Source organism: Hymenobacter glaciei (assembly GCF_039539585.1).
Taxonomy (GTDB): domain Bacteria; phylum Bacteroidota; class Bacteroidia; order Cytophagales; family Hymenobacteraceae; genus Hymenobacter; species Hymenobacter glaciei.
The window spans coordinates 99,811-125,147 of record NZ_BAABDK010000023.1 but is presented as its reverse complement, the minus strand read 5'-3'; the positions used below and the strand labels follow the sequence as shown (position 1 = coordinate 125,147).

At 60.4% G+C, this 25,337-nt stretch carries 21 protein-coding genes; 8 read left to right on the top strand and 13 right to left on the bottom strand.

Features of this window, described 5'->3' with window-relative positions; translation table 11 throughout:
- Positions 1 to 329 precede the first annotated feature (329 nt).
- From ABD837_RS15140 to ABD837_RS15130, 3 genes are all read left to right on the top strand, one after another.
- Positions 330 to 1,391 carry an IS110 family RNA-guided transposase gene (locus ABD837_RS15140; protein WP_345056103.1) on the top strand — a complete coding sequence of 354 codons (1,062 nt, stop codon included), beginning with the start codon at positions 330 to 332 and terminating at the stop codon, positions 1,389 to 1,391.
- Positions 1,392 to 1,557: 166 nt separating this feature from the next.
- Complete coding sequence (locus tag ABD837_RS15135) at positions 1,558 to 1,971, top strand: hypothetical protein (RefSeq protein WP_345056101.1); 414 nt, start codon at positions 1,558 to 1,560, stop codon at positions 1,969 to 1,971.
- A gap of 464 nt (positions 1,972 to 2,435) precedes the next feature.
- Positions 2,436 to 2,822 (top strand): hypothetical protein, encoded by a 387-nt coding sequence (locus tag ABD837_RS15130; protein ID WP_345056099.1) that lies wholly within the window; start codon positions 2,436 to 2,438, stop codon positions 2,820 to 2,822.
- Between the two features lie 198 nt (positions 2,823 to 3,020).
- Here the strand turns inward: ABD837_RS15130 and ABD837_RS15125 are convergent, their stop codons facing one another.
- A complete protein-coding gene (locus tag ABD837_RS15125) occupies positions 3,021 to 3,278 on the bottom strand; it encodes a hypothetical protein (protein WP_345056097.1) in 258 nt (85 codons plus the stop codon).
- A 93-nt stretch (positions 3,279 to 3,371) separates the two neighbouring features.
- Between ABD837_RS15125 and ABD837_RS15120 the strand changes: the two genes are divergently transcribed.
- Positions 3,372 to 3,680 (top strand): hypothetical protein, encoded by a 309-nt coding sequence (locus ABD837_RS15120; protein ID WP_345056095.1) that lies wholly within the window; start codon positions 3,372 to 3,374, stop codon positions 3,678 to 3,680.
- Positions 3,681 to 3,950: 270 nt separating this feature from the next.
- On the opposite strand, the gene ABD837_RS15115 is transcribed toward ABD837_RS15120, so the two are convergent.
- The 7 genes from ABD837_RS15115 to dnaG form a co-directional block, all read right to left on the bottom strand.
- Positions 3,951 to 4,634 (bottom strand): hypothetical protein, encoded by a 684-nt coding sequence (locus ABD837_RS15115; protein ID WP_345056093.1) that lies wholly within the window; start codon positions 4,632 to 4,634, stop codon positions 3,951 to 3,953.
- Positions 4,635 to 5,033: 399 nt separating this feature from the next.
- Positions 5,034 to 5,783: a hypothetical protein gene (locus tag ABD837_RS15110; RefSeq protein ID WP_345056091.1), complete on the bottom strand. Its 750-nt coding sequence runs from the start codon at positions 5,781 to 5,783 to the stop codon at positions 5,034 to 5,036.
- Between the two features lie 301 nt (positions 5,784 to 6,084).
- The gene (locus ABD837_RS15105; protein ID WP_345056089.1) at positions 6,085 to 7,311 is read right to left on the bottom strand and encodes a bifunctional 3,4-dihydroxy-2-butanone-4-phosphate synthase/GTP cyclohydrolase II; all 1,227 of its coding nucleotides are present in this window, start codon (positions 7,309 to 7,311) and stop codon (positions 6,085 to 6,087) included.
- A gap of 146 nt (positions 7,312 to 7,457) precedes the next feature.
- Complete coding sequence (locus ABD837_RS15100) at positions 7,458 to 8,636, bottom strand: glycosyltransferase (RefSeq protein ID WP_345056087.1); 1,179 nt, start codon at positions 8,634 to 8,636, stop codon at positions 7,458 to 7,460.
- A gap of 17 nt (positions 8,637 to 8,653) precedes the next feature.
- On the bottom strand, positions 8,654 to 9,880 hold the full coding sequence (locus tag ABD837_RS15095) for a glycosyltransferase family 4 protein (RefSeq protein ID WP_345056085.1): 1,227 nt from the start codon (positions 9,878 to 9,880) through the stop codon (positions 8,654 to 8,656).
- Between the two features lie 98 nt (positions 9,881 to 9,978).
- Positions 9,979 to 11,034, bottom strand: coding sequence for a potassium channel family protein (locus ABD837_RS15090; RefSeq protein ID WP_345056083.1), 1,056 nt, complete (start codon positions 11,032 to 11,034; stop codon positions 9,979 to 9,981).
- A 114-nt stretch (positions 11,035 to 11,148) separates the two neighbouring features.
- Entirely contained in the window at positions 11,149 to 13,251 is a 2,103-nt protein-coding gene (dnaG, locus tag ABD837_RS15085) for a DNA primase (protein ID WP_345056081.1), read from the bottom strand.
- A 252-nt stretch (positions 13,252 to 13,503) separates the two neighbouring features.
- Between dnaG and ABD837_RS15080 the strand changes: the two genes are divergently transcribed.
- Together ABD837_RS15080 and ABD837_RS15075 are read left to right on the top strand one after the other, a co-directional pair.
- Positions 13,504 to 16,422, top strand: coding sequence for a leucine--tRNA ligase (locus ABD837_RS15080; RefSeq protein WP_345056079.1), 2,919 nt, complete (start codon positions 13,504 to 13,506; stop codon positions 16,420 to 16,422).
- A gap of 226 nt (positions 16,423 to 16,648) precedes the next feature.
- Positions 16,649 to 19,228 carry a M14 family metallopeptidase gene (locus ABD837_RS15075; protein WP_345056077.1) on the top strand — a complete coding sequence of 860 codons (2,580 nt, stop codon included), beginning with the start codon at positions 16,649 to 16,651 and terminating at the stop codon, positions 19,226 to 19,228.
- An 85-nt stretch (positions 19,229 to 19,313) separates the two neighbouring features.
- Here ABD837_RS15075 and ABD837_RS15070 read toward each other — a convergent pair whose 3' ends face one another.
- From ABD837_RS15070 to ABD837_RS15060, 3 genes are all read right to left on the bottom strand, one after another.
- Positions 19,314 to 19,664 (bottom strand): MmcQ/YjbR family DNA-binding protein, encoded by a 351-nt coding sequence (locus tag ABD837_RS15070; protein WP_345056075.1) that lies wholly within the window; start codon positions 19,662 to 19,664, stop codon positions 19,314 to 19,316.
- 10 nt (positions 19,665 to 19,674) lie between these two features.
- Positions 19,675 to 19,848, bottom strand: a complete 174-nt coding sequence (locus ABD837_RS15065) for a DUF6728 family protein (protein ID WP_345056073.1) — start codon at positions 19,846 to 19,848, stop codon at positions 19,675 to 19,677.
- Between the two features lie 79 nt (positions 19,849 to 19,927).
- A complete protein-coding gene (locus tag ABD837_RS15060; protein WP_345056071.1) occupies positions 19,928 to 20,674 on the bottom strand; it encodes a phytanoyl-CoA dioxygenase family protein in 747 nt (248 codons plus the stop codon).
- An 87-nt stretch (positions 20,675 to 20,761) separates the two neighbouring features.
- Here ABD837_RS15060 and ABD837_RS15055 point away from each other — a divergent pair, with 87 nt between their 5' ends.
- On the top strand, positions 20,762 to 21,232 hold the full coding sequence (locus ABD837_RS15055) for a nuclear transport factor 2 family protein (RefSeq protein WP_345056069.1): 471 nt from the start codon (positions 20,762 to 20,764) through the stop codon (positions 21,230 to 21,232).
- A 4-nt stretch (positions 21,233 to 21,236) separates the two neighbouring features.
- On the opposite strand, the gene ABD837_RS15050 is transcribed toward ABD837_RS15055, so the two are convergent.
- Positions 21,237 to 21,518, bottom strand: coding sequence for a hypothetical protein (locus ABD837_RS15050; protein ID WP_345056067.1), 282 nt, complete (start codon positions 21,516 to 21,518; stop codon positions 21,237 to 21,239).
- A 14-nt stretch (positions 21,519 to 21,532) separates the two neighbouring features.
- On the bottom strand, positions 21,533 to 23,548 hold the full coding sequence (gene ispG / locus ABD837_RS15045) for a (E)-4-hydroxy-3-methylbut-2-enyl-diphosphate synthase (RefSeq protein WP_345056065.1): 2,016 nt from the start codon (positions 23,546 to 23,548) through the stop codon (positions 21,533 to 21,535).
- A 268-nt stretch (positions 23,549 to 23,816) separates the two neighbouring features.
- Here ispG and ABD837_RS15040 point away from each other — a divergent pair, with 268 nt between their 5' ends.
- A complete protein-coding gene (locus ABD837_RS15040; protein WP_345056063.1) occupies positions 23,817 to 25,265 on the top strand; it encodes a phytoene desaturase family protein in 1,449 nt (482 codons plus the stop codon).
- The last annotated feature ends 72 nt before the right edge of the window (positions 25,266 to 25,337 follow it).

The window sequence follows — 25,337 nt, the reverse complement described above, 5'->3', positions numbered from 1 at the left end:
CTCCGCATTCAATTCTCCCCCTTTAGTGAAAACTAATTCATCCGACCTACTTATAAGCCAATCAATCAACCCAGCTTAACCCTCCTTGTATGATTGCATTGCCTTTCAGTTGAAAGGTAGCCAGAAAAGAAAACGGGGACACCCAACCCTCCAAACGGCAGGCTTTCGGGACTGACCGAGCGTGAAAGAATCGGTGCCCCGTTTTCCGTTTTTGCCTGAAGACTGCACAGTATGGAGGGAGCCCGGCTGGACGCATCCCGCATTTGTACAAGGAGAGTTGCGGTAAAAACCTGACTGGCTGCGTTTTTTCTCTCTTTATTTTCTTGTGTATGGCACCTGCACGCACCGCCCCCGCTCCCCTCAAGTACGTGGTGGGGATTGACATTGCCAAAGACAGCTTTGTGGCCTGTTTCGGCCGCATCGACCCCGACCAGCGCTTGACCTTCGGCAAAGAAACCACCTTTGCCAACACCCCGGCGGGTTTTGCCGCGCTACTCGTCTGGACCGCCAAGCAGCAGGCAGTGGCCGCCCCACGGTGGTTCGTCGTGGAAGCCACGGGCGTGTACTACGAAGAGCTGGCCTATTTTCTGGCCGATAACACACAAACCCTGAGTGTCTTGCTGCCCAACAAAGTCAAGCACTTTGCCCAGAGCACGGAGCAGAAGAGCAAGACCGACCAACTCGATGCCCGCCTGCTGTGCCGCTTCGGCTTGGAGCGCGCCTTGCCGGCCTGGCAGCCGCCCACGCCCGCCCTGCGCCAGCTGCGCGCCCTTTCCCGCGAACGGCAAAGTCTCACCCAGCAGGGTGCCCGGCTCAAAACGCAACGCCATGCCTACGAGCACAGTTACCAGCCCGATGCGCGCACGCTGGAACGGCTACGGAACCGCATGCACTTACTGGACGAGCAGCTCACCGCCGTGGACCACGACCTGGCCGCGCTGCTGGCCACGGAACCGGAACTGGCCCGCAAGCTGGCGCACCTGACCAGTGTGCCGGGCATTGGCCGGACAACGGCCATCGTCGTGGTGGCCGAAACCAACGGCTTCGTGTTGCTGGAAAACGAGCGCCAATTGGCCTCCTACGCCGGGCTGGACGTGGTGCAGCGCCAAAGCGGGCTCTCGGCGGGGGCCACGCGCATCTCCCGCCGCGGCAACGTGCGCCTGCGCACCGCCCTCTACTTGCCCGCCGTCAGCAGCCTGCGCTATAACCCGCAGCAAATCGCCTTTTACGCCCGGTTGCGGGCACGCCAGCCCAGCGGCAAGCCGGGCGTGATTGCCGTCATGCGCAAACTGCTGCTGCTCTGCTACTCGCTGTGGAAAAACGACTGCGCCTACGACCCGCACTACCACCCGGCCCGGTGCCTGGAAAAAGAAGTAGCCCCGGCCAGTTGACGGGCCGAGGCTACGCAGGATGAACCCAAAGGTCCTCCTTGAAGAGGCCTAAATGTAAAAAACCTCGCCCAATTCCTTGCTTTTTATCACAGTATCTTTTCCTATTCGGACCGTTTATTTAAACTGAAATGTCTGCTCTGTCCGCCCAGCCCCTTGCCGCCGCCCGATGAAGGAGATACCGCGTGATATTGTGTTCACCATCGACCACTGGTACGACGGGGCCCTGGAAGGCTTGGCCCATTTTCAGGGCCAACTACACTACTACGAATGCCACTGGCGCGACTGGCAGGAAACTGCGGCGGAGTGGCTGGCGCATTACTGGCTCACGCCGCTAGACCCCGACGCGTGCTGCCTTGCCCAGGAGATGCTGGCCCTGGAGGAGGGGTGGCGAGAAGCCTTTCGCACCGGGGCTACGACCGAAGCAACGCGTCCGCTCCTCCCACAGGACCGGGCCCGACACGAGGAAATCAGTCAACTATTGCAGCAAAAACCAGCCGACCCACCCAACTCGCGGCTCAACGCCCAAGGCGTGTTCTATTATGGGCCGCAGGTTTTCGTAGAGTGGACGTTATTAGAGTAACGCTCCTTTCGGTGAACTACTAGCAGCAGCTCGAAAACGAGTGGCTCGCAAGCTACTGCAGTGCCGAGCGAGTTTAAGAAACTGATTTACCATTCACCAGCTATGCCTACGCCACCTAAACCAGCCGCCGCGAGTACGTGCTGCACCACGGCCGGGCCCTGAACGTGGCGTACGCCACCCAGTCGGTGCTTACGCTGCTGCGGCAGCAGCTGGCGCAGGAAGAGGCGCTGCCCCTGCAAGTGTAGCATCCGGTTGTGTTCGCCGCGACCAGCCTACATGCTTAAGCCCCGGCACCAGTGCGGCATGTGTAAAGCACCGTTTTGCTGAACGCGCCTTACGCTCAACAACTCGGCGGTTGACCAGCGTTGTCCACGCCCGCAGGCAAGGGGGGAGCACCTGGCCTGCGGGCGTGGACAACGCTGGTCAACCGCCGAGACCTTATCTTTCCTCCCGCAACGGTTCGCATGGACATTCTTCACTTTTTCATCGTGGTGGCCTTGGGCGTCTTGGCCCTGGCGGTCGCCGCCGTGTACTACCTGACCCGGCGCTTTAGCTACCGGCTGCCGGTGCGCACCTGGTGGCTGGCCCTGTACGCCGAACTGTTTGTCCTACTGTGGGTGCCGCCCCTGCCATGGCCGCAGTTGGTGAATTTTCCCATTATTTACCGGGAGGGAGGGGCCGTGTACCTGCCGTTCGTGGTGCTGGCCCCCCTCAAAGCGCTGCGGGCATTTCAACGCGGCGATTTCCCGGAATTGCCCCTGCTGTTGTTCCTGCCGTTGGTGCCGGCGCTGGTTGCGCTTGGCTTTGACTACTACCGCCGCCGCGCCGACAGACGCCCGCTCGCTATCTAAAGTAGAACCACCGTGGCTGTTGCAGAACCCGGGTTCGGCCATTCCAAAGGAAGAAAGAGCCCTCGGCAATGTGCAAGAAAGCGCTTGATGCTGTCTTTCTGTTCGTTAATTTGCTCGCCCAACAGCTGCCAGACACCCGCCGGGGAGTTCTGCAACAGCCACCACCGTTTTCGTGAACGAAGGCTTAAGTGATGGCTCTCAAAAATGGGTTTGCAAATGGAAGTCAGTCAACTTACCCGAATTGTTGAATTCCATGTGAATCTTGTTGCGATGGCCTGACTGTTGAACTAATTCAAAGTTAATTTCTTGTCCATAGTCTTGTTGCTTGTTGGGTAGGCTGATGACAAAGGAGCCCCTTTCGCTAGGAACAGCTGCCTGCTTCAGCAGTTCGCTGAAATCTTCAATGTCAATTAGATTGAAGTCGGTATGACTTAGGCTGGCAATGAGAGCAAGCAAGTCTCGGTAAACTTGTGTCGTGTGGGACATTATCGAATATACCCTCCTTTGCCGAAACGCAGTAAGTTTAGGGCACGACCTTTTGATTAAACTATGAAATACGCCGACTTGAACTCGTTCTTCGAAATGGATGTGGCCAGTGCGTTAGGCAAACAGCAATTACTTGAGAAGATTGCTGCCGGCCAAGAAGCGCCCGACACCATCTTGGACGTTGAATACAACGTGTACCGATTGGTTATTCGCTTTCAGGACAACCACGTCGAGCTCTGGGATGCCATCATGGCAGCGTTGGAAGACGGACAAGAGCCCTACACAACGACTCTAGAGGCTTTTGTAAAAACCATTGAAGCTTACGTTCCCGGCACATTCCCGGCAGAGTTTGTGTCAAAAAGTGCGGCATGAAGGCAGCCATGCTCTCGACGAACAGCGCATGTGATAACGTTCCTTTCGCTAAACGCCTGGCAGTTGACCAGCACCAGCTGCCAGTAGGCCGCTGCAAGGCAGTACGAGTTTAAGAAGCTGGTTTACTATTCATTGTTTACGAAATGCTCCGAGGGGATGAGTTTCGTAAACGCCGAAACGGAAACTCAACCTTTAACAAAGCAAGTCCCCGGCTAGCGTGCGCCAGCCGGGGACTTGCCCTATAGTGTCCAATGCAGGTGAAGCAGCCAACTAGGCCGGCTTCTCCCCTTTTCCTTTCTTCGCCTTGCCGCCGGCCGAATCAATTAGCGCCCGGGCCGATTTGTAGCCCTTGAACAGCTCCGGGTTCACCGCCTCGAACACGCTCATGGCCTTGTCGAGCGCGTAAATCTGGGTCATCTGGGCCTCGTGCACCTCGTCGTAAGTGGCGTTGGCGTTCTGGCGGGCATCGAGCAGCGACTGGGTATCGGGCAGGCCCTGCTGGAAGGTGTCGGCCAGGGTCTGGGCCTCGGCAAGGAAGTCGGCATCGATGGCGTAGTCTTCCAGCTTTTTAGCATTAGCCTTCGCTTTGGCCAGCACCTGCTGACCCACGCCGGCCTGCAGCTCGGGCCGCAGCTCCTTAAAGGTCGTGCGCCCGATGGTGACCAGGCCCAGGAAATCCATGTCGTTGAGGGCCGTGGCCACCATCTGCAAGGGCCCGAGCATGGCCAGGATATGGGTTTCGAACGCCTCCCGCTGCTGGGTGCGGCGCTCGGTCACTTTTTTGGTTTCGGTGGCCGTGAGGCCGGCTTTGGCCTGCACGGCGGGCAGGCCGGCCAGCACGTCGGCGGCCTCTTGGGCGGCCATTTTGCTTTTGGCGATGGCCGGCAGGTTGGCGGTGAGCCAGGGCGCGAGCACACCCATCATTCGGAATTGGTCAGCACGGAACGAATGCATGAGAAAAGAAGGGGTTAAGTGGAGTTGAGGCGGGCTAAAGTAGCGGATTATTTGCCCAATTATCCCCCCGGCGCGGCCTCGGCCAGTTCCCCCCTCCCACTCGGCTCCTTGCCCGCGGCCTCTAATGCCTTGTCGCTCCCGTTCGGCCCCTTGTCCACGGCATCGGTGGCCTTGCCTCGGTCTCCCACTAGCTTGCCAGCGCCCCTGGCAGGCTTGCCGCGCTCGTCGGATGCCTTGCCGTGCTTGTCGGACGACTTGCCGCGCCTGTCGGAAGCCTTGCCGCGCCTTCCGGATGCCTTGCCGCACTTGTCGGACGACTTGTTGCCAGCGCGCGGCCGCCCACGAACAAGGCAGATGGCCGGCCAGTGCCCAACAAGGCTGTGCTACCGGTTCCGCCTACTACGGCGCGCCAATGGCCGAAAGCGAATTGGCGTAGCCCACCAGCTCCGTCAGCTCGCGGGCGCTGACGGCACTCAGGCGATGCTCCTGCGCATAGGCACGCAGCTGCGAAGCCAGGGCGGGGAACGCCAGCAACAGCTCCTTTAGTCCGGGCCGCAATGGCGCGAGCTCGTCGGAGGCACGGATGAGAAAAAAATCGTCGCGGAGCTCTGGCAGGCTGATGTAGCGCGGGGCACTGGGCGGGGGCAAGCCCCGGCTATTGCCTCCAACCGGTACGCTGAATAAACCCGACCCTACTGTGAGTGGCAGGGGGACATAGGCCACCGTGCGCTGCGCCAGCCGCGGCCGGCGTAGCAGCAGCACCGGCCCACCGCCCAGCTGTTCGAAAAGCGCCATTTCGGGCTGCTTCCCATTGCGGTCGGGGTAGTATGGCAGGCCCCGAAACAGCCGCACCTGGTTGGGGTCAGTCGCAACGATGGCACCCGTGCTCGTGGTGGCCATTTCCTGCTGCACAGCGCAAGCCGCTATCGCCGCTGGAATAAGCGTGCGCACCGAGCCATCGGGCCGGGCCAGAAAAAGCAAATCCGGACCAAACTGCACGGCAACAGGCCCGTCCAGGGTATCGCCGCTAATCAGCACCACCCGGCCCAATCGAAACGTTAGCCGCAGGGAGGAGCCTCCCATTCGGGTTTGGGCCAGTGCCGCGGTCGCCAGCAGCACGAATACGGACAGGAGCAGTAGGTTCTTCATCGCTTCGCAACCCGGCAGCAAGCTAAGCCACTGGTACGCTTACGAATATAAGCACTTATTGCCCCGCCCACGGTAGCAGCTGGCACATTAAGTACTCAAGCAAAAGTAACCGTCATGCAGAGCGTAGCGAAGCATCTCGCTCGCATCGTCAAACAATTGATTTACTGCGGCACGCGAGATGCTTCGCTGCGCTCTGCATGACGTGCTTTTACTCGTTTACTTTTGAGCGAGTACTTAAAATTAAAAAGCCCGTCCCGCCTATACGTTAAGGCAGAACGGGCTTAGCAAAGGGATTCACCATTTACGCCGCCGGCGTTTCGGCCGATACGGGGCGCATGATTTCGTGGCCCATTTTATCGCGCTTGGTCGTCAGATAGGCTTCGTTGTGGGGGTTGGCGCTGATTTCAATGGGCAGCGTATCCACAATTTCGAGGCCGTAGCCAATGAGGCCGGTGCGCTTGCGGGGGTTGTTGGTGAGCAGGCGCATTTCCGTAATGCCCAGGTCGCGCAGGATAGATGCCCCCACGCCATAGTCGCGCTCGTCGCCCCGGAAGCCAAGCTCCTCGTTGGCCTGCACGGTATCGCGGCCCTGCTCCTGCAGCTTGTACGCTTTCAGCTTGTTGAGCAGGCCAATGCCCCGGCCTTCCTGGTTCATGTATACGATTACACCGCGGCCTTCGCGCTCAATCTGGCGCATGGCCTGGTGCAGCTGCGGGCCGCAGTCGCAGCGGCACGAGCCGAAAATATCGCCCGTGACGCACGAGCTGTGCACGCGCACCAGCACCGGGTCCGGGCCGCTGATGTCGCCCTTCACCAGGGCTAAGTGGTGGGCCCCGTTGCTGCGCTGGGTGTAGGCATACAGGTCGAAATCGCCCCAGGCGGTGGGCATTTTCACCGAAATCTCGCGCTGAATGAGGCTTTCGTGGGCCAGACGGTACTTGATGAGGTCCTGCACCGAAACCAGTTTCAGGTCCCATCTTTTAGCCACCAGCTCCAGGTCGGGCAGCCGGGCCATCTCGCCGTCCTCCTTCAGAATTTCAACCAGTACCCCGGCCGGCGCGAAACCGGCTAGGCGGGCCAAGTCGACGGCAGCCTCGGTATGGCCGGCGCGGCGCAGCACGCCTTCCTTACGGGCCTTAAGCGGGAAAATGTGGCCCGGCTTGCCCAGCTCCTCGGGCTTGGTGGCGGGGTCGATGAGGGCCAGAATAGTCTTGCTGCGGTCGGAGGCCGAAATGCCCGTCGTCACGCCATTCTTCAGCAAATCGACCGACACGGTGAACGGCGTGGCGTGCAGGGCGGTATTATGGCCCACCATCAAGTCGAGGCCCAGCTCTTCGCAGCGGGATTCGGGCAGCGAGGCGCACACCAGCCCACGGCCGTGGGTGGCCATGAAGTTGATGATTTCGGGGGTAGCGCACTCGGCAGCGCAAATGAAGTCGCCCTCGTTTTCGCGGTCTTCGTCGTCGACGACGATAACTACTTTGCCGGCGCGGATATCGGCAATGGCGGATTCGATGGAATCAAGCATGGGAAGCGGGAATTTCGGGCCATAACAACCGGGGCCGGTGCAAAGTTAGCCCCGGTCTCTTCAGCAGTCCGCTGCGAGCAGTAGCGCGAACTTGTAGTTCGCGTCCCGTTCGGGCTTCCATCGCGGACGCGAACTACAAGTTCGCGCTACCTCGCCTGCTGGTTGCGTTGGGTGGGCTGCCACACCGTGGTTTTGATTCCCCGCATATAGCGCCACCAGCCCAGCAGCAGCGCCGCATTCATGCTGTAAAAGTGCGTGATGAAGCGCAGCAGCCGCCCGTGAAAGCCCAGCCGACCAAGCGCGGCATCGAGCCACAGCAAGGCCGGTAGCGCCAGCTGCCCGGCCAGTGCCAGCTGATAAAACCAGCCCCCGCCCAACAGCACGATGCCCAGCGTAGCGGCCAGCAGCACCAGCAACAGGTGCGGCGTGAGCCAGCGCAGCACCTTGTGCGACCACCACGCAAACGCTACGCCGCCCCAGGCCGGGCCAAGCAGCGCCCGAAATTCGGCCAGGTTCTGAAAGTTGCCGGCCGAGATGCGCGCCTTGCGCCGAAACTCCTCGGGCAGGTGGTCGGACACATCCTCGTAGCACACCGCATCGAGCTCATTGATGGCCTGGTAACCATCGCGCAATACAGCCATTGTAATGTAAAAGTCATCGACCAGAAAGCTGGCCGGCGCCGGATGATAGCAAGCCCGGCGCACCGCGAAGCAGCCGCCAAAAGCGCCCATCATCGCGCCCCAAAGCACCCCTTCCTGAAACTTCATCAGGTTTTCGCGCTCCAGGTAAGCTTTCTCCTGGCCCGAGATGCCCTCGGCCCGGTGCTCGGGATTGATGATGTGGCCCCCGACCAATCCGATACGCTCGTGACGGAAGTGTTTCACGAGCTCATAAAGCGTGTCGGGAGCAAAAAAAACGTTGGCATCGGTAAGCACCAATACCGGAGCCGACGCTAGTTGAGCGAGGTTTTCGATAACGGTGGGTTTGCCCGTGCGCTGGGTATACGCTTCGAAGCGTAGCTCCGGAAACTCCGTGGCCAACTTAGCTAAAAGCGCGTTGGTTTGGTCGGAGGAGTTATCGGAGCCCACCAGCAAGCGCAGGCGGTCGAGCGGGTACGTGGTGGCGAACGTGCTGCGCACCTTTTGCTCGATAACGGCCTCCTCGTTGTGCGCGGCCAGCAGAATATCTACGGCAGGCAGGTCATCGGTAGCCGGGCCGTAGACGTCGGCGTTCTGGTGCCGGCCCTGGGCCAGCCAGCCCAGCAGCACCGGAAACAGCACGTAGGTGTGCGCCACCAGCAGCAGGCAGGTCCAGAATACTAGCACGAGCAGTGCCACGCCCATCAGGCCAGCACCGGCCGCAGCCGCTCATACAGGTCGACAAACTGCTGCGTTACCCGGCGGCGGTCGTACAAGTCGGCGGCGGTGTGCGCAGCAGCAGTACCCACAGCAGCCACGGGCATTTCGCCCCGATACCAGGCCCGCAGGGCCTCCAGCCAGGCAGCCGCCGTGTCGCGCAGCACGATGTCGTGGCCGTCGCGCACCGCAATGCCTTCAGCTCCCAGGGCGGTGCTGAGTATGGCTTTGCCCAGGGCCATGCCTTCGATGATTTTGATGCGCATGCCGCCCCCGCTCAGCAGCGGCACCAGCATCAACTCGTACCGCTGCATAAAGGCCGTTGCTGAATCGACGAAGCCGTGCACCACTACGCCATCGGTACGCGGCTGCAGCAGCTCCTCCGGCGTACCGCTGCCGGCAATGTGCAGTTCCACGTCGGGCATTTCGGCGCGCACGGTGGGCCATACTTCGCGCAGCAGCCAGTTCAGACCTTCGAGGTTGGGCAGCCAGTTTAGTGAGCCAATCATGAACAGCGTGCGGGGCTTGGGCTGAATATTCGGGTCGGGCTGGAAACGGCTCAAATCGGCCCCGGCCGGGATGAACACCACCGGCTCGGGGCAGCCCAGGGCACGGAGGCGCTTAGCGTCGTCGTCGGTTATGGCAGCCACTGCATCAAATTGCGGCAGGTGGCGGCGCTCGAATTGCTCTAGTCGAGTAGCCATGTCGCGCAGGTACAGTCGCTTGAGCGGGTTGCCCTCGCCCCCCGCTAGCATTTGCCAGATTGTATGTTCCAGGTTGTGGGCGCGCAGCACCAGCGGCGGCACCTGCAGGCTGCTGCTTTCATGCCGGCCAAGAACCTCAGCGTACCAGGCCGCGAACGTGCCCTCAAACTGAATTATATCAACGGTATCTCCCTGCAAAATCTCAATCAGCTTTTCCTCCACCATCGGACTGATAAACCGCTCCACTATGTAGGGCTGACGACTCAGCAGCAGGTTTTTCAACGCCTTTACCGGCGTAATATCCGTGTTTACATCCACGGTCACCAACCGAAAATTCGGGCCCAGGTAGTCGAGCGCATCGGCGGGCTGGTGGTGCTTGGGCGTGTTGATGGCCAGCATCGTGACGCGGTGGCCCGCTTGCACAAGGCCCGCCGCCACGTCATACATGGCAATAGCCCCGCCGGTAGTGAGCGGAAAAGGCACCCGTGGACAGAGTTGCAGAAGGTGCATTTGGTTGAATTACGAGTTATGAATTGTGAGTCATGAATTATTGTGCGAGAGGCAGATGAAGCCACTCGTAATTCATAACACATAATTTATAATTCAAATTAGAGTTGCCGGAAACGCACTTCAAAGGTTTCGATTTGCTCCTCGCTGCCGAGCACCAGCAGCACGTCGCCGGGGGCCAGCACGTAGTCGACCCCGGGGCTGACTAGCAGCGAGCCGTCGGCTTTGCGCAGGCCGATAATGGTGGCCCCGGTGATGGAGCGCACATCGAGCTCGCGAATGCTGCGGCCGTGCAAATCCCTGCGTAGCTGCTGGAAACTCATTTCTTCGAGACGCAGCTTGTCGGCACTCAGGCCCGAAATCAGGTCGAGGAAGCGAATGACTTCGGGACGCACCACCAGCTTGGCCATGTGCGAACCGCCTATTTCATCGGGCATCACCACCGAGTCGGCCCCGGCCGAAAGCAGCTTGCTTTCCGAGGTTTTGAGCGAGGCGCGGGCAATGATTTTCAAACGCGCATTCAGGGCCCGGGCCGAGAGGGCCACGAACACGTTGTCGGCGTCCTTGGGCAGCGCCGTGATGAGGGCCGAGGCGCGCTCCACGCCGGCCTGCTTCAGCACGAGGTCAGTGGTGGCATCGCCGAATACGGTGTGGATGCTGCCGCCCGGCACGCCGTCGCCGTCGTAATCTTCGCCGGTGTGGCCTTCGGTGATGTTTTTCATCAACTCCTTATTGGCCTCAACCACCACCACGCGGGCCCCGTTGGCGCGCAGCTCCTGGTAGGCACGCCGGCCGTTGCGCCCGAAGCCACACACGATAACATGGCCGCTGAAGCGCTTTATTTCCTGGTCGGTTTTTATCATCTTGTAAATTTTGCGCAGCTCGCCGTCAAAGATAAAGGAAGAGAAAACCGACACGAGGTAGGCCACCACCACCAGGTTGTAGAGAATATAGAACGAGACGAACAACCGTCCGGCTTCCGAAAACGGGCGCAATTCACCAAATCCCACCGTTGCCACGGTGGTCACCGTCATGTAAAACGCCTCAATGGGGCCGTAATGCTCGATATAGGTGAAGCCGGCCATGCCAAAAATCAGGCTGAGGCCGGTGAGCACGACGGCCACAATGAGCCGGTTTATGTTGAGGCGTTGGAGCATATGTTTGTTGAATGAGGAACGAGGAAGGAAGAATGAGGAACCGAAGGAAGGCGTCAGCCAATTGAGTTCGGCTAACGCATCAGCCTATTCTTCATTCCTCATTCTTCATTCAAATTAAGTGCCCCGCGCTACCACCGTGCCGAGCAGCGCGGCCAGTTCGTTGTCGAGCTCCTTGAGGCGCTTGATGTCGCCCAGGATTTCGAACATCTCCACGTCTTCGAGTGGGTGGCGCAGCTTTTCGAGGCATTGGTCGAGCTCGCGCTGCACGTGCACCTTGTTGAGGCGCAGCACGGCATTGTCGCAGGCCAACTGGGGCAAATCAACCTCGTTGAAGACGTATATTTCCTTGGTGCGCCAGTTCGGGCTGATTTCGTAGCGCTCGGTGGCCAGGTCGGTGATGAGCTGGCGGATGTCTTCGCGCTCGTTCTGGGCCAGCAGGCGGGCATCGGGGAAGCGCCCGGCCAGGAGCTCCTGCCGGCAGATTTCCCACATTTCGGCGTAAAGCGGCTTCTGGAGCGGGTACTCGCCGAGCTGGCCCATGAGGTAACCGGCCACGCTCACTTCGGGCTCTATTTCGCGGCCCGCGTACAGTACAAGTAAGCGCAGCACTTCGCGCTCGCACACCTGCAGCATGTCGGGCGTGTCGTCTTCCTCGGCTGCTTTGCCTGGGGAAGTCGCAAACGCCGCGCCCGCGCCCAAAATTTCTACAGTGGCCTCGTGGCCGCCGTACATCAGCATTTCGGCCTCTTCCTCGTCCGTCATCGGGCGCTGGGCCGGAGCCGAGCGCGGGTTGGAGCTGGGCGGAAAGCCGGTGTTGGCGCTGCCCGCGCCGTTGCCGTAGTTGCCGCGGTTATCGCCGCTGCCCCCACTGGGCTTGTTCTGCTGGCCGGGCGACTTGACAAGCTTATTATACTCGGTAATGAGCACCTGCTCATCGATGCCGAAGGTGGCCGAGGTCTGCTGCAAAAACACTTGGCGCTTGATAGCGTCGGGCACTTTGGCGATGCTGTGCAGCACGTCGCGGATGGCCTCGGCCTTCTTCACTGGGTCGTTGCTAGCCTCGCGGGCCACCAGCGTGGTTTTGAAGGTGATGAAGTCCTGGCTTTTGGTTTCGATGTACTCGGTGAAGCGCTGGTCGCCCACTTTGCGGATGTAGGAGTCGGGGTCGTCGCCGTCAGGAAATAGCACCACGCGCACGTTCAGGCCGCCTTCGAGCAGCAAGTCGGTGCCGCGCAAACTGGCTTTAATGCCCGCCGCGTCGCCGTCGTACAGCACCGTCACGTTATCAGAATACCGCTTGATGAGGCGAATCTGACCCTCCGTGAGCGAGGTACCCGACGAGGCCACCACGTTCTTGATGCCGCCCTGAAACAGCGACAACACATCTAAATAGCCTTCAACCAGGTAGCAAACTTCCTGCGTACGAATGGCCTGCCGGGCCTGAAACAGGCCATAAAGCACGTCCGACTTGTGGTAAATCTCCGACTCGGGCGAGTTGAGGTACTTCGCCATCTTGTCGTCGCGCTTCAGGGTGCGCGCCCCAAAGCCCACCACCCGGCCGCTGATGTTGTGAATCGGGAACATCACGCGACCCCGGAACCGGTCGTAGCGCCGGCCGGTGTCCTTGCCCTGGTCGTCGGTTTTGATGACGGTGAGGCCGGTTTTTTCGAGGTACTTCTTGTCGAAGCCAGCCGTTTCGGCGGCTTTCATCAGGTCGTCCCAGCTATCGAGCGAGTAGCCGAGCTCGAAAGTCTGGATGGTGTTCAGGTTCAGGCCGCGCTCCTTGAGGTAGCCGTAGCCGATGCTCATGCCTTCCTCCGAGTTCAGCAGCAGGCGGTGGAAGTGGTTTTTGGCGAAGTCGGAAACGATGAACTGGGAGTCCCGCTCGTTCTGCTCCAGCTGCTGCTGGGGCGTCTTTTCCTCTTCCTGAATCTCAATGGCGTACTTCTTGGCCAGGTATTTCAGAGCCTCCACGTAGCTGGTGCCCTCCACGTCCATCACAAATTGCACCACGCCGCCGGCCTTGCCGCAGCCAAAGCATTTGTACAGGCTCTTGGCCGGGTTTACGGAGAACGACGGGGACTTTTCGTTGTGGAACGGGCACGGGGCCCACAGATTTTGCCCCTTGCGCTTGAGCTGCACAAAGTCGCCGACGACTTCCACAATGTCGGCGGTCTGGATGATGTGGTCGACTAACTCTTTGGGTATGCGGGCCATGTAGCGCGTAGTATCGGGCTTTTTTCTATTTAGAACGTCATGCTGAGCGCAGCCGAAGCATCTCGCGTGCCGCCACTAATTCAATCGTTAGCTACGCCGACTTTCGGTTCTGCGGTTTTGATTACTACCACAAGCGAGATGCTTCGGCTGCGCTCAGCATGACGTTCTGGGTTTGCGCATGGCGCTAACGCAACAAATTTCGCCCTACTTTCTCCTACGTCCTACCTTTGCCCGGAATAAACTCCGCGCAAGATGCCCGCATACCGTCCCGAAGAAATTGAAAAGAAGTGGCAGGCCCACTGGAAAGCGCACCGCACCTTCCAGGCCCAGAACCACTCCGAGAAGCCCAAATACTACGTGCTCGACATGTTTCCCTACCCTTCCGGAGCGGGCCTGCACGTAGGACACCCGCTGGGCTACATTGCCTCCGATATCGTGACGCGCTACAAGCGCCTGCGCGGCTTCAACGTGCTCCATCCCATGGGTTTCGACTCGTTTGGCCTGCCCGCCGAACAGTACGCCATCCAGACCGGCCAGCATCCCGCGCTCACCACCGAAAAGAACATTGAAACCTACGTGCAGCAGCTCAGCAGCCTCGGTTTCAGCTACGACTGGAGCCGCGAAGTGCGCACCTCGGATGCCAGCTACTACAAGTGGACGCAGTGGATTTTCCTCAAGCTGTTCAACTCGTGGTACAACCTTGACACGAACAAGGCCGAGCCCCTCACCGAGCTCACCGCCCGCTTTGCCGCCAGCGGCAGCGACGGCATCCGCGCCGCTGGCGACGATGGCGACCGCCTCAGCTTCTCGGCCGGCCAGTGGCAGTTATTTACCGAAAAGCAGAAGCTGGCCGCCGTGCTCCCCTACCGCTTGGCCTACCAGCAGGATACCTTCGTGAACTGGTGCCCCGGCCTGGGCACGGTGCTCTCGAACGATGAAGTAAAGGACGGCCTGAGCGAGCGCGGCGGCTTCCCCGTCGAGCGCCGCCTCATGCCCCAGTGGAACCTGCGCATCACCGCCTACGCCGACCGCCTTCTGCAGGGCCTCGACCAGCTCGACTGGCCCGACGCTGTGAAGGAGATGCAGCGCAACTGGATTGGCAAAAGCATCGGGGCCGAAGTGACCTTCCCCGTATTGCCTGCCAGGGCTTCCGGGGCTGCTGGCCAGGTTTCCGACACTCCTGCCGCCGCTTCCGCTACTTCTGGCACGCCTTCCGACACTCCTGACGTGGCTTCCGAGGCCTCGAAAGCCACGTCAGGAGCCGCGCTGTCCTCGTCAGGTGGCTCGGAAATCAAAGTTTACACTACCCGCGTCGATACCATCTATGGGGCCACGTTCCTGGTTTTGGCTCCCGAGCATGAATTGGTCGATGTCATTACGACACCCGCCCAGCGAGCGGCTGTGGACGAGTACATCGCCGCCACCAAGCGCCGCTCGGAGCGCGACCGCATGACCGACGTGAAGGCTGTCTCCGGCGTCTTCACCGGCGCCTATGCTTTGAACCCGGTGAACAATGAGCCCGTGCAAATCTGGCTGGCCGACTACGTGCTGGCCGGCTACGGCACCGGCGCCGTGATGGCCGTGCCCAGCGGCGACCAGCGCGACTGGCTGTTCGCCACACATTTCGGCCTGCCCATCCCCGCCATTTCCGATGCCCAAAAGGACATCGACCAGCAGGCCGACCCCACCAAGGAAGGCCGCTACATCAACTCCGGCATCATCAACCGCCTCACCTACAAGGAAGCCACGCCCAAGCTCATCGCCTTCCTCGAAGAAAAGGGCCTGGGCAAAGGCAAGGTGAATTTCCGCCAGCGCGACGCCATTTTCGGCCGCCAGCGCTACTGGGGCGAGCCCATTCCTATTTACTACAAGGATGGCACGGCCTACGGTATCGCCGAAAGCGACCTGCCGCTGGTGCTGCCCGAAATCGACGAGTACAAGCCCACCGAAACCGGCGAGCCGCCCCTCGGCCGCGCCCAAAACTGGCTCTACCGCGACAAATACCCCTACGAGCTGAGCACCATGCCCGGCTGGGCGGGCTCGTCGTGGTACTACCTCCGCTACATGGACCCCACCAACGAAGCCCGCTTCGTGAGCGAGGAAGCCGAGCAGTACTGGGGCTCCGTGGACCTCTACATGGGTGGGGCCGAGCACGCCACCGGCCACTTGCTCTACGCCCGCTTCTGGTACCTGTTCCTGAAAGACCTGGGCCTCGTCAGCAGCGGTGAGCCCTTCCAGAAACTGATTAACCAGGGGATGATTCTGGGCCGGTCGAATTTCGTGTATCGTATTAACGGTACTAATAAATTTGTGACGCTGGGTAAAAAAGACCAGTATGAAACCACCGCTTTGCATGTCGATGTAAGCATTCTGGAAAATGACGTTCTCGACATGGAAGCCTTCCGTAAATGGCGTCCGGACTACAACGAAGCCGAGTTTATCACGGAAGACAACGGCACGTATGTCAGCGGGTGGGAAGTTGAAAAAATGTCGAAAGCCAAATTCAACGTCGTTAATCCCGACGTGCTGATTGGCAAATACGGCGCGGATGCTCTGCGCCTTTACGAGATGTTCCTCGGCCCGCTGGAGCAGTATAAGCCCTGGAACACCAACGGCATCAGCGGCGTGAGCGGCTTCCTCAAGAAACTCTGGCGCCTCTTCCACCCCGAAGACGGCCCCCTGGCCGTGACTGATGAGCCAGCCACTCCGGCCGAGCTCAAGGTGCTGCACCGCGCCATCCAGAAGGTGCAGGAAGACATCGAGAAGTTCAGTTTCAACACCTCCGTCAGCCTGTTCATGATTACTGTGAACGAGCTCACGGCCCTCAAGTGCCACAAGCGCGCCATCCTGGAGCCGCTGGTGCTGCTGGTGTCGCCCTACGCGCCGCACCTGGCCGAGGAGTTGTGGCAGGAGTTGGGCCACGAGGCCGGCAGCATCAGCCACGCCGGTTACCCCGAGTTCCGCGAAGAATTCCTGGTGGAAGACACCGTGGTGTACCCGCTGGCCATCAACGGCAAGGTGCGCGAGCAGATGCAGTTTGCCGCCGCCGCTACCGCCGCCGAGATTGAAACGGCCGTGCTGGCGTCGGATTTTCTGGCCAAGCACGGCGAAGGGAAGTCGGCTAAGAAGGTGATTGTGGTGCCCGGCCGTATGGTGAATGTGGTGGTGTAAATATTAATAAGCCCCAGCGGGGCAACATGTCGGTAGCTAAAACCTGTTTGTTCCGCTTCACAAAGCCCCAGCGGGGCGACATTCGTTGAACGAGTGTCGCCCCGCTGGGGCTTTTTCATTCTTTTTGCCTTGCTTACTACCGATATGTCGCCCCGCTGGGGCTCATGGTTGGGAAGTATACTTCATCTTTGCACGCACCAACCTTAGCATTTCATTCCGCTTTCTAATGCATCTTTTCACGTCCGGACGCCGGCTTCTTAGCCTATTCGCTGCATTCTTATTACTAAGCTTCACGAGCCGCGCCCAAACCACCGACGCGGCCGGCTCCTTGCTCACGCCCGAGCAGTTTCTCGGCTACAAGCTAGGTGCGCAGTTCACGCCCCACGCCGAGCTGTTGCGCTACGTGGCCCACATCACTGCCCATTCGCCCGGCCGCATGAAGCTGGTGCGCTACGGCAGCACCTACGAGAAGCGTCCGCTGGAAGTGGTGCAGATTGCCAACGCCGAAACCTTCGGCCGGCTCGAAGACGTCCGCCACAACAACCTGAAACTGGCGGGCCTGGAAAGCGGCAGCGGCCAGCGCCAGATGCCCGGCGTGTGCTGGCTGAGCTACAATGTGCACGGCAACGAGGCTGTGAGCTCCGAAGCCGTGATGCAGGTACTCTACGACCTGGCCAACCCGCAGGACCAGCAGATGCAGGACTGGCTGAAGAACACCGTTGTCATCGTCGACCCCTGCATCAACCCCGACGGCCACGACCGGTACGTGAACTGGTACAACCGCGTGCGCAACCAGTCGGTGAACGCCAGCCCCGATTCCTGGGAGCACCACGAGCCCTGGCCCGGCGGCCGCTACAACCACTACTACTTCGACCTGAACCGTGACTGGGCCTGGCAAACCCAGCAGGAAACCAAGCAGCGCATTGCCCTCTATAACCAGTGGCTCCCGGAGGTGCATGCCGACTTCCACGAGATGGGCCCGAACAACACCTACTACTTTTCGCCCGCCGCCAAGCCCTACCACGCCGACCTCACTGCGTGGCAGCGCAAGTTTCAGGGCGTGCTGGGCGACTACAACAAGGTGGCCTTCGACAAGAACAACTGGCTGTATTTCACCCGCGAAGTCTACGACCTGTACGCTCCTACTTACGGCGACACTTGGCCCAGCTTCAACGGCGCCATTGGGATGACGTATGAGCAGGGCGGCGGTGGCCCTGCTGGCGTAGCCTACGCCCGCCTCGACGGCGACACCCTTACGCTGGCCCAGCGCATAGCGCACCACCACGCCGCCAGCCGCGCCACCATTCAGGCCACCGCCGAGCGGCACGACGACCTGTTGCGCGAGTTTCAGACCTACTTCGCCAACGCGGCCAGCAAGCCCCAGGGCGAATTCAAGAGCTACGTGATGGCAGCAGGAAATGACCCAGGTCAGCTGCGCGCTTTTACGCAATACCTCGACCGCAACCAGATTCGCTACGGCTACGCCCCCAAGCGCACCAAAACGCGCGGTTTTAACTACACCACCGGCAAAACCGGCGACGTTACCATCGAGCCCCGCGACGTAGTTATCAGCATGTACCAGCCCAAATCGACGCTGGTGAAAGTGCTGTTCGAGCCCAAGTCCCAGCTCGAAGACTCCCTCACGTACGACATTACGTCCTGGGCGCTGCCTTATGCGTTTGGGCTGAAATCGTACGCCGTGGCCGGCCGCCTCGACGCCTCGGGCAGTACGCCTACCACTGCCACCGTGAAGGGTAGCGCCGCCACTGCCGACCGCCCTTACGCCTACCTGGCCCGCTGGAACAGCCTGCAGGATGTGCGCTTTCTCAGCCGCCTGCTGCAACAGAAAGTGAAGGTGCGCTACGCCGAAAAAGCGTTTGAGTCGGAAGGCCAGCAGTATGCGCCCGGCACGCTCATCATCACCCGCACCGGCAACGAAGGCCTTGGCAACCGTTTCGACCAACTAGTCCGCGCCCAGGCCGACTCGGCTGGCACCACGGTGATGGCCGTAAAATCAGGCTTCTCAACCTCGGGACGTGACTTGGGTTCCAGCTCGGTGCACTTCGTGAAGCAGCCCACGGTAGCTGTGGTCGCCGGCCCGGGCGTGGATGCTACCGCGTTTGGCGAGGTGTGGCACTTCTTCGAGCAGCAGCTTGGCTACCCTCTCACGGTGCTCGGTACCGACTACCTCAGCCGCGTGTCGCTGAACAAGTACGACGTGCTGATTCTGCCCAACGGCGGCTACAGCGACGTGTATAACGACCGCAACTTGGAGAACCTGAAAGCATGGGTGCGCGACGGCGGCCGCCTCATCGCCATGGAAGGCGCGGCTAAATTCCTGTCCAGCAAAAAGGACTTTTTGCTAAAGTCCAAAACCGCCGATTCTACCGCCATTAAGAAAGAACTGAAGGCCAACCCCTACCGCCTGCTTCGCCGCTACGGCGACGCCGAGCGTGAGGAAGCCGAAGACGCCGTGCAAGGCAGCATCTACCGCGTGCAGCTCGACAACACCCACCCGCTGGCCTTCGGCTACGGCGACACCTACTTCGCACTGGTGCGCAACCCGCTTAACTACAGCTTCCTCGGCAAAGGAGGCTGGAACGTGGGCGTCATCAAAAAGAATAGCTACTCGGCTGGTTTCACCGGCACCAAGGCCCGTAAGGAACTCACCGACACGTTTGTAGTCGGCGCGCAGGATTTGGGCCGCGGCACGGTGGTGTATCTCGGCGACAACCCGCTATTTCGCGCGTTCTGGCAAAGTGGCAAACTGATGTTTGGCAACGCTGTGTTCCTCGTTGGTCAATAAGCTTAGGTGCACGAAAAAAGCCCCGCTGGCATGGCCAGTGGGGCTTTTTTATTGTGTCAGCAGAACGATGAAAAGTCTTTCGTCTCTACATTTCGAGCGCCGCTTTCACGGCTTTTGGCAGCGAGGCTCGGACCAAGTTATACGAATGGTCAATCAACTCGCGCAGCTGGCTTTCCGGAGCGCCGGTACCAATGAGCACCGTGTTCCAGTGCTTCTTATTCATGTGGTAGCCGGGCAGCACGTAGTCGTGGGCCTCACGCAACTCGGCGGCGCGCTCGGGGTCGCACTTCAGGTTAATGCTGCCGAAGGTGTCGATATCGGTGAGGGCGAAAACTTTGCCGCCGACTTTGAAAACCAGCGTTTCCGGGCCAAAAGGCGTCTCTTCGGTCACGCCGGCTTTCAGCAGGCAATAATCCCGGAAATCCTCAATGTTCATTTCCGTCAGCCTAGAGCACGTAGCGGAATAGCATTACCACCAAACACACCATAAACATCGCCAAGCTGAGCTTATTGATGAAGTGCATGGTTTTCATGTTGAAGTTGTTCTTGCGGCTCGGGTCGTTTTTCCGGAAATAATAACCGAGGACCGGACCGAAGTTAAAAAGGTTTTTACCGTTCATGGCGGGGCAAATTTTAGTTCAGAAAGGTAACACCTGGGGGGGTGGAATGATTTGTTTTTCGGCTGAATTTCATCGATTATTAGGCCAATATTCCAGCTAGTTGCGCGTGCCGCTCCCGCCACTTCAGTTCCGTTGGCAGCTCAGCCGAGGCAAACTCCAAGTGTACCACCCGGCGCGGCCGGGCACCTTGGCTGCGGTTCGAAGCATGCAGCAGCAAGGGCTTCATTAGCATGGCGCCACCGGCCGGCACGGCGCAACTCGTGGCCGCTGGGGTCAGGCCAGCAATGTCGGTGGCCGGTATTACCCCGCGCCGGTGCGAGCCGGGCACCACCTTCAAGGCGCCGTTGGTGGCGTCGCAATCGTCGAGGTGAATGCGAATGGTGCACACGTTTTCGAGCACCCCTACCGGAGGCTGCACCGCGACGCCCTCGGCCTTGCTGGTCCAGGGGCCGAAACCGGGCAAATCGGCGCGTTGGTCCACGTTTATCATCAGGTCCTGGTGCCAGGCCACGAGCCAGTTCGAACCGGCCGGCTTGTCGAAGTAAATGGCCTTGGCTAAGTGGCAGCCGCCGGGAAACAGCTGGCCCAGCAGCTCCTGCAGATTCTTGGTGGCCAGCAGCGGCCACAAAGCCGGCACTTCGCCCAGTAAATTCCGAATGGCAAATACTTCCTGGCTGCGCCGAAAATTGGGGCCGCTCGCGGGCGCCGTTTCCACGGTGCGCAGCAGCGCGGCTACCTCCACTGGGGTATAGAGGGTGGGCAGCACGGCAAAGCCTTCGCTGGCAAATTGCGCCGCCATTGCGCCGCTGAGAATAGGAGCTCGCATAAGGCCACAAAGCTACATTCGCCTCTGCATCGGCCCACGCAACCCATCGGGGCACTTGCTGCCTTTAGTCACACCTGCTCTATTCCCATGGACCCACGCTTTACTGCCCTGCTCGGCGGCCTCACCCTTGCCTCCAGCCTTCCCGCGCAAGCCCAGAAGGCTTCCCCAGAAACGCAGGCCATTCAGCAAACCGTTACCACTTTCTTCGACGGCATGCGGCGGGGCGACAGCACGATGGTGCGCCGCACGCTGGCGCCCGGCGCGGTATTCCACGGTTTTGGTGGCAAGCCCGGCCAGCCGACCAAACTTGAAATCGAAAATATCAACGGTTTTCTGAAAGCCGTGGGCACCCCGCACGCCGAAATATGGGACGAGCGAGTGCAGTTTGAAAAGGTATTGATTGATGCCAACCTCGCCTGCGTCTGGGCTCCCTACGAGTTCTATTTAGGCAGCAAATTCAGCCACTGCGGCTACGACTCTTTCCAATTGGTGAAGCTGGCCGACGGCTGGAAAATAGCGCACATTATCGACACGCGCCGCAAGGAGAAATGTAAGTGATTTTTTAATCGCCATAAGCCATTATCCCGCACCCTGCAGCGTTTGCATGCTTTAAGATGTCCGTTAGATTCGATAATGAAGCGCGATTCAGCTCTTCTAGCTGTGAAATTTTTCGTTTCACCAATTCATTGGACCAACGAAAGTCTCCATAATAGTCCAGATGGCCTTCAATGACCTTCGCCACCTGCGCTTCTTCAAATTCCTCCCATTCAATTCCGCCAATGTATTTCAGCTTGGCAGTTGAATTATTTGGCTGATTGTCGGTAATCAAACTAAAATCAAGCATAAGGCCTCGCTTGACTACGCCCCCACTGGCTCCCCTAGTATTTCCTTTTCAATCCAGCGGCCATCCTCGCGCATGAGCTCGATGAGCTCATCCACGGCAGCTTCTTCGGGCACCGCTTTCTTGATGACTTCCTGGCCACGGTAGAGGGCAATTTTGCCCTTGCCCACGCCCACGTAACCGTAGTCGGCGTCGGCCATTTCGCCGGGGCCGTTCACGATGCATCCCATGATGCCGATTTTGATGCCCTTGAGGTGGTCGGTGCGCTGGCGAATCATGGCCGTGGTTTCCTGCAGGTCGAACAGGGTGCGGCCGCAGCTGGGGCAGCTGATGTACTCGGTCTTGCTCATGCGGGTGCGGGCCGCCTGCAGAATACCGAACGAGAGCTGGTTTAGCCCGTTGATGGTAGCAAGCCAGCTTTCCTGCGACTCCCCGTCCGGAAGGTCGCGGGTGCCCAGCACGATGCCGTCGCCCAGGCCGTCGATGAGCAGGCCGCCCACATCGGTGGCGGCGTCCAGCTGCGTTTGCTCGGCGGCTTGCAGCGGGTAGTCCCGCGCGATTACCACGGGGCAGTCGACGCGGTGTAGCATCAACTCAAAGAAGGCCCGCCGCAACTCGGGCATGGCGTGTGTGTTCGTCGTGAACAGCAACAGCACAATGTTCCGGTCCTGCCGCAGCTGCGCGAGCAGGGGCGCGTCCAGTGCGTCCAGCGACACTGCCAAAAAATTCAGTTGGGGGTGCAGGTCGGGGCGCGGTCCCGGGCCCAGATGAGTATCGGCCATGTAGCGGTCGGCCGTGATGAGCGGGAAGTGGTCGAGCCGGCGGCCGGCGTCGTTCCAGGCCGGGTAGTTCACGAGTTCCTTCAGGCCGTTGGGCAGCATGAACGGCACGGGACGCTCGCCGCTGTAGATGTAATCGGCGCCGAGGTCCGACATCTGAAATTTGTCCAGAAAGGCCGAATACAGGTGCCCGGCGGCGCGCAAGTCGGCATACTCCAGGCGGGGCAGGCGCGACACATCCGTGATAACCCGCGGCACGTTCTGCCCGCCAAAGTTGCCCACCTCATGGGTAGGCCGGCGGAAATACTGGAACGGGTTAATCGGTACTTCCCCCACCAGCGGCTTGATGGGCCGGGCCATGCCAGCGCGCCATGTGTAGCGGTCAATCAGCATGCGGGCCACCGGGGCTTCGGCCTCGGGCGCTTCGGTTAGGCTCACGCGCACGGTGTCGCCCAGGCCGTCTTCGAGCAGCGTGCCGATGCCCACGGCGCTCTTGATGCGGCCGTCTTCGGCCTCGCCGGCTTCGGTCACGCCCAGGTGCAGCGGGTACGGTTGCAGGCCTTCCTCGTCGAGCTTTTGCACTAGCAAACGGTAGGCCTGCACCATCACCTGCGTGTTGCTGGCCTTCATGCTCAGCACCACGTCGTAATAGTTTTCTTCCTCACAAAGCCGCAGAAACTCCAGCGCCGATTCCACCATGCCCAGCGGGGTATCGCCATAGCGGCTCAGGATACGGTCGCTCAGCGAGCCGTGGTTGGTACCGATGCGCATGGCGGTGCCGTACTGCTTGCAAATCTGGACCAACGGTCGGAATCGCTCGCGAATGCGGTCCACCTCGGCCGCGTAGGTGGCGTCGGTGTACTCTATTTCCTCGAATTTCTTTTTATCGGCGTAGTTGCCGGGGTTTACGCGCACTTTCTCCACGATGCGGGCAGCCAGCTCGGCGGCATTGGGCGTGAAGTGAATGTCGGCGATGAGCGGCACGTTGCAGCCGCGCTTGCGCAGCTCTTTCTTGATTTCCAGCAGGTTTTGGGCCTCCTTTATGCTGGGCGCGGTGATGCGCACGTATTCACAGCCAGCCTCCACCATGCGCAGGGTCTGCTCCACCGAGCCCATCGTATCCATCGTGTCGACGGTCGTCATGCTCTGCACGCGGATGGGAAAGTTGCCTCCCATGGGCAGGCCGCCAATGTTGACCACGCGGGATACGCGGCGCTTGTATTCGGTGAGGCTGGGGCAATACGTTTTGTTCATGAGCAAAAAACCAGGTGCGGCGGGCGAAAGTTGCGCGATTGCACAAAGGTAAAGCGTTAGCGGGCGGCGGGGTAGCACAGTAGCACAATACCCCGGCGCTGGCCATCATCTCCTTTGAGCACCAGTCCATTCTCAACAAGCTTAGCCGGTGGCCTGGTATTTCGTGCACTCACCCCAACAGTAGAAGGCTGCGAGAACGCCAGACCAGCAGGACGGTCTATTTTTACCAGACGATTGGCAATACTCCTTTAAACTCCGCCCACGTCGCATGAGTAACCCTTCTTATGATGCCGTCGTCGTTGGTTCGGGCCCGAATGGGCTGGCGGCGGCCATTGTGTTGCAACAGACGGGGTTGTCGGTGCTATTGCTGGAAGGGAAAAAGGAAATCGGCGGCGGCCTTCGCACGGCTGAGCTGACCCTGCCCGGCTTTCGCCACGACATCTGCTCGGCCATTCATCCGTTGGCGGCCGCTTCGCCTTTTTTCCAAACGTTGCCGCTGGCTCAATACGGCCTGGAGTACATCACGCCCCCGGTAGCCGCCGCGCACCCATTCGACGACGGCACTGCTGCCGTGGCGGCCTCGCTGGCCGATACCGCCCGTAGCCTTGGTGCAGATGCCAACGCCTACCAAGAGCTACTCGGCCCGCTCGTAGCCCGGTGGCCCGGCATCGCCAACGACGTGCTGGCCCCGCTGCACTTCCCCAAACATCCCATTGACATGGCCCGATTCGGACTGTCGGCGCTGCTGCCGGCTACCACGCTGGCGCGCCGCTTTGCCGGCGAAAAAGCCAAAGGGCTGCTGGCTGGCATGGCCGCCCACGCCATTCAGCCGCTGAGCAACCTGACTACCTCGGCCATTGCCCTAGTGCTGCTGATTGCGGCCCACCGCGGCGGCTGGCCCATGCCCCGAGGCGGCTCGCAGGCCATTGCCGATGCCCTGGCGGCGCATTTCGTGGCGCTGGGTGGCCGGATAGAAACCGGAACCTACGTGCGTTCACTGGCGCAATTGCCTTCGGCCAAAGCGGTGCTCCTCGACGTGACTCCGGCCCAGCTACTGCAGATGGCCGGACACAGCCTGTCTAGCATCTACCAGTGGCAGCTGCGACGCTACCGCTACGGCATGGGCGTATTCAAAGTAGACTGGGCGCTGGCTGAGCCCACACCTTTTACTGCCCCGGAATGTGCACAGGCTGGCACCGTGCACTTGGGCAACACGCTGAAAGAAATTGCCGCCAGTGAACGCGTCACGGCACGAGGGCAGCACGCCGCTAAGCCTTTCGTGCTGCTGGCTCAGCAAACGCTTTTCGACGCGACCCGCGCCCCGGCCGGCCGGCATACCGCCTGGGCCTACTGCCACGTTCCCAACGGCTCGCGCGTCGACATGGCCACCGCCATCGAGGGCCAGGTTGAACGCTTCGCGCCCGGTTTTCGCGAGCGTATTCTGGCCCGCCACACCTTCGACACGGCCCAAATGGAGGACTACAACCCCAACTACGTGGGCGGCGACATCAACGGCGGGCTGCTCGATATTGGCCAGTTATTCACACGCCCTGCTCTGCGGGCCTCCCCCTACCGCACCTCCCAGAGCGGGCTGTACTTATGCTCCTCGGCTACGCCGCCCGGCGGGGGCGTGCATGGCATGTGTGGCTACTATGCGGCCCGCCGCGCCCTGCGCGACGTATTTCGGCTGCCCGCGCCGCCACTGCAGGGGGAGTAAATCAGGACGGGGCGCAACCTACGGCTGGCCTTGCTTGTCTGTGAGGAACTTCACGCTGCACCTGCTCAGTCA

What these genes read in the sequence shown, in the direction of transcription:
- ABD837_RS15140 (WP_345056103.1), top strand. Translation starts at nt 330, where the DNA reads ATGGCACCTGCACGCACCGCCCCCGCTCCCCTCAAGTACGTGGTGGGG.
- ABD837_RS15135 (WP_345056101.1), top strand. Translation starts at nt 1,558, where the DNA reads ATGAAGGAGATACCGCGTGATATTGTGTTCACCATCGACCACTGGTAC.
- ABD837_RS15130 (WP_345056099.1), top strand. Translation starts at nt 2,436, where the DNA reads ATGGACATTCTTCACTTTTTCATCGTGGTGGCCTTGGGCGTCTTGGCC.
- ABD837_RS15120 (WP_345056095.1), top strand. Translation starts at nt 3,372, where the DNA reads ATGAAATACGCCGACTTGAACTCGTTCTTCGAAATGGATGTGGCCAGT.
- ABD837_RS15115 (WP_345056093.1), bottom strand. Translation starts at nt 4,634, where the DNA reads ATGCATTCGTTCCGTGCTGACCAATTCCGAATGATGGGTGTGCTCGCG.
- ABD837_RS15110 (WP_345056091.1), bottom strand. Translation starts at nt 5,783, where the DNA reads ATGAAGAACCTACTGCTCCTGTCCGTATTCGTGCTGCTGGCGACCGCG.
- ABD837_RS15105 (WP_345056089.1), bottom strand. Translation starts at nt 7,311, where the DNA reads ATGCTTGATTCCATCGAATCCGCCATTGCCGATATCCGCGCCGGCAAA.
- ABD837_RS15095 (WP_345056085.1), bottom strand. Translation starts at nt 9,880, where the DNA reads ATGCACCTTCTGCAACTCTGTCCACGGGTGCCTTTTCCGCTCACTACC.
- ABD837_RS15090 (WP_345056083.1), bottom strand. Translation starts at nt 11,034, where the DNA reads ATGCTCCAACGCCTCAACATAAACCGGCTCATTGTGGCCGTCGTGCTC.
- dnaG (WP_345056081.1), bottom strand. Translation starts at nt 13,251, where the DNA reads ATGGCCCGCATACCCAAAGAGTTAGTCGACCACATCATCCAGACCGCC.
- ABD837_RS15080 (WP_345056079.1), top strand. Translation starts at nt 13,504, where the DNA reads ATGCCCGCATACCGTCCCGAAGAAATTGAAAAGAAGTGGCAGGCCCAC.
- ABD837_RS15075 (WP_345056077.1), top strand. Translation starts at nt 16,649, where the DNA reads ATGCATCTTTTCACGTCCGGACGCCGGCTTCTTAGCCTATTCGCTGCA.
- ABD837_RS15070 (WP_345056075.1), bottom strand. Translation starts at nt 19,664, where the DNA reads ATGAACATTGAGGATTTCCGGGATTATTGCCTGCTGAAAGCCGGCGTG.
- ABD837_RS15065 (WP_345056073.1), bottom strand. Translation starts at nt 19,848, where the DNA reads ATGAACGGTAAAAACCTTTTTAACTTCGGTCCGGTCCTCGGTTATTAT.
- ABD837_RS15060 (WP_345056071.1), bottom strand. Translation starts at nt 20,674, where the DNA reads ATGCGAGCTCCTATTCTCAGCGGCGCAATGGCGGCGCAATTTGCCAGC.
- ABD837_RS15055 (WP_345056069.1), top strand. Translation starts at nt 20,762, where the DNA reads ATGGACCCACGCTTTACTGCCCTGCTCGGCGGCCTCACCCTTGCCTCC.
- ABD837_RS15050 (WP_345056067.1), bottom strand. Translation starts at nt 21,518, where the DNA reads ATGCTTGATTTTAGTTTGATTACCGACAATCAGCCAAATAATTCAACT.
- ispG (WP_345056065.1), bottom strand. Translation starts at nt 23,548, where the DNA reads ATGAACAAAACGTATTGCCCCAGCCTCACCGAATACAAGCGCCGCGTA.
- ABD837_RS15040 (WP_345056063.1), top strand. Translation starts at nt 23,817, where the DNA reads ATGAGTAACCCTTCTTATGATGCCGTCGTCGTTGGTTCGGGCCCGAAT.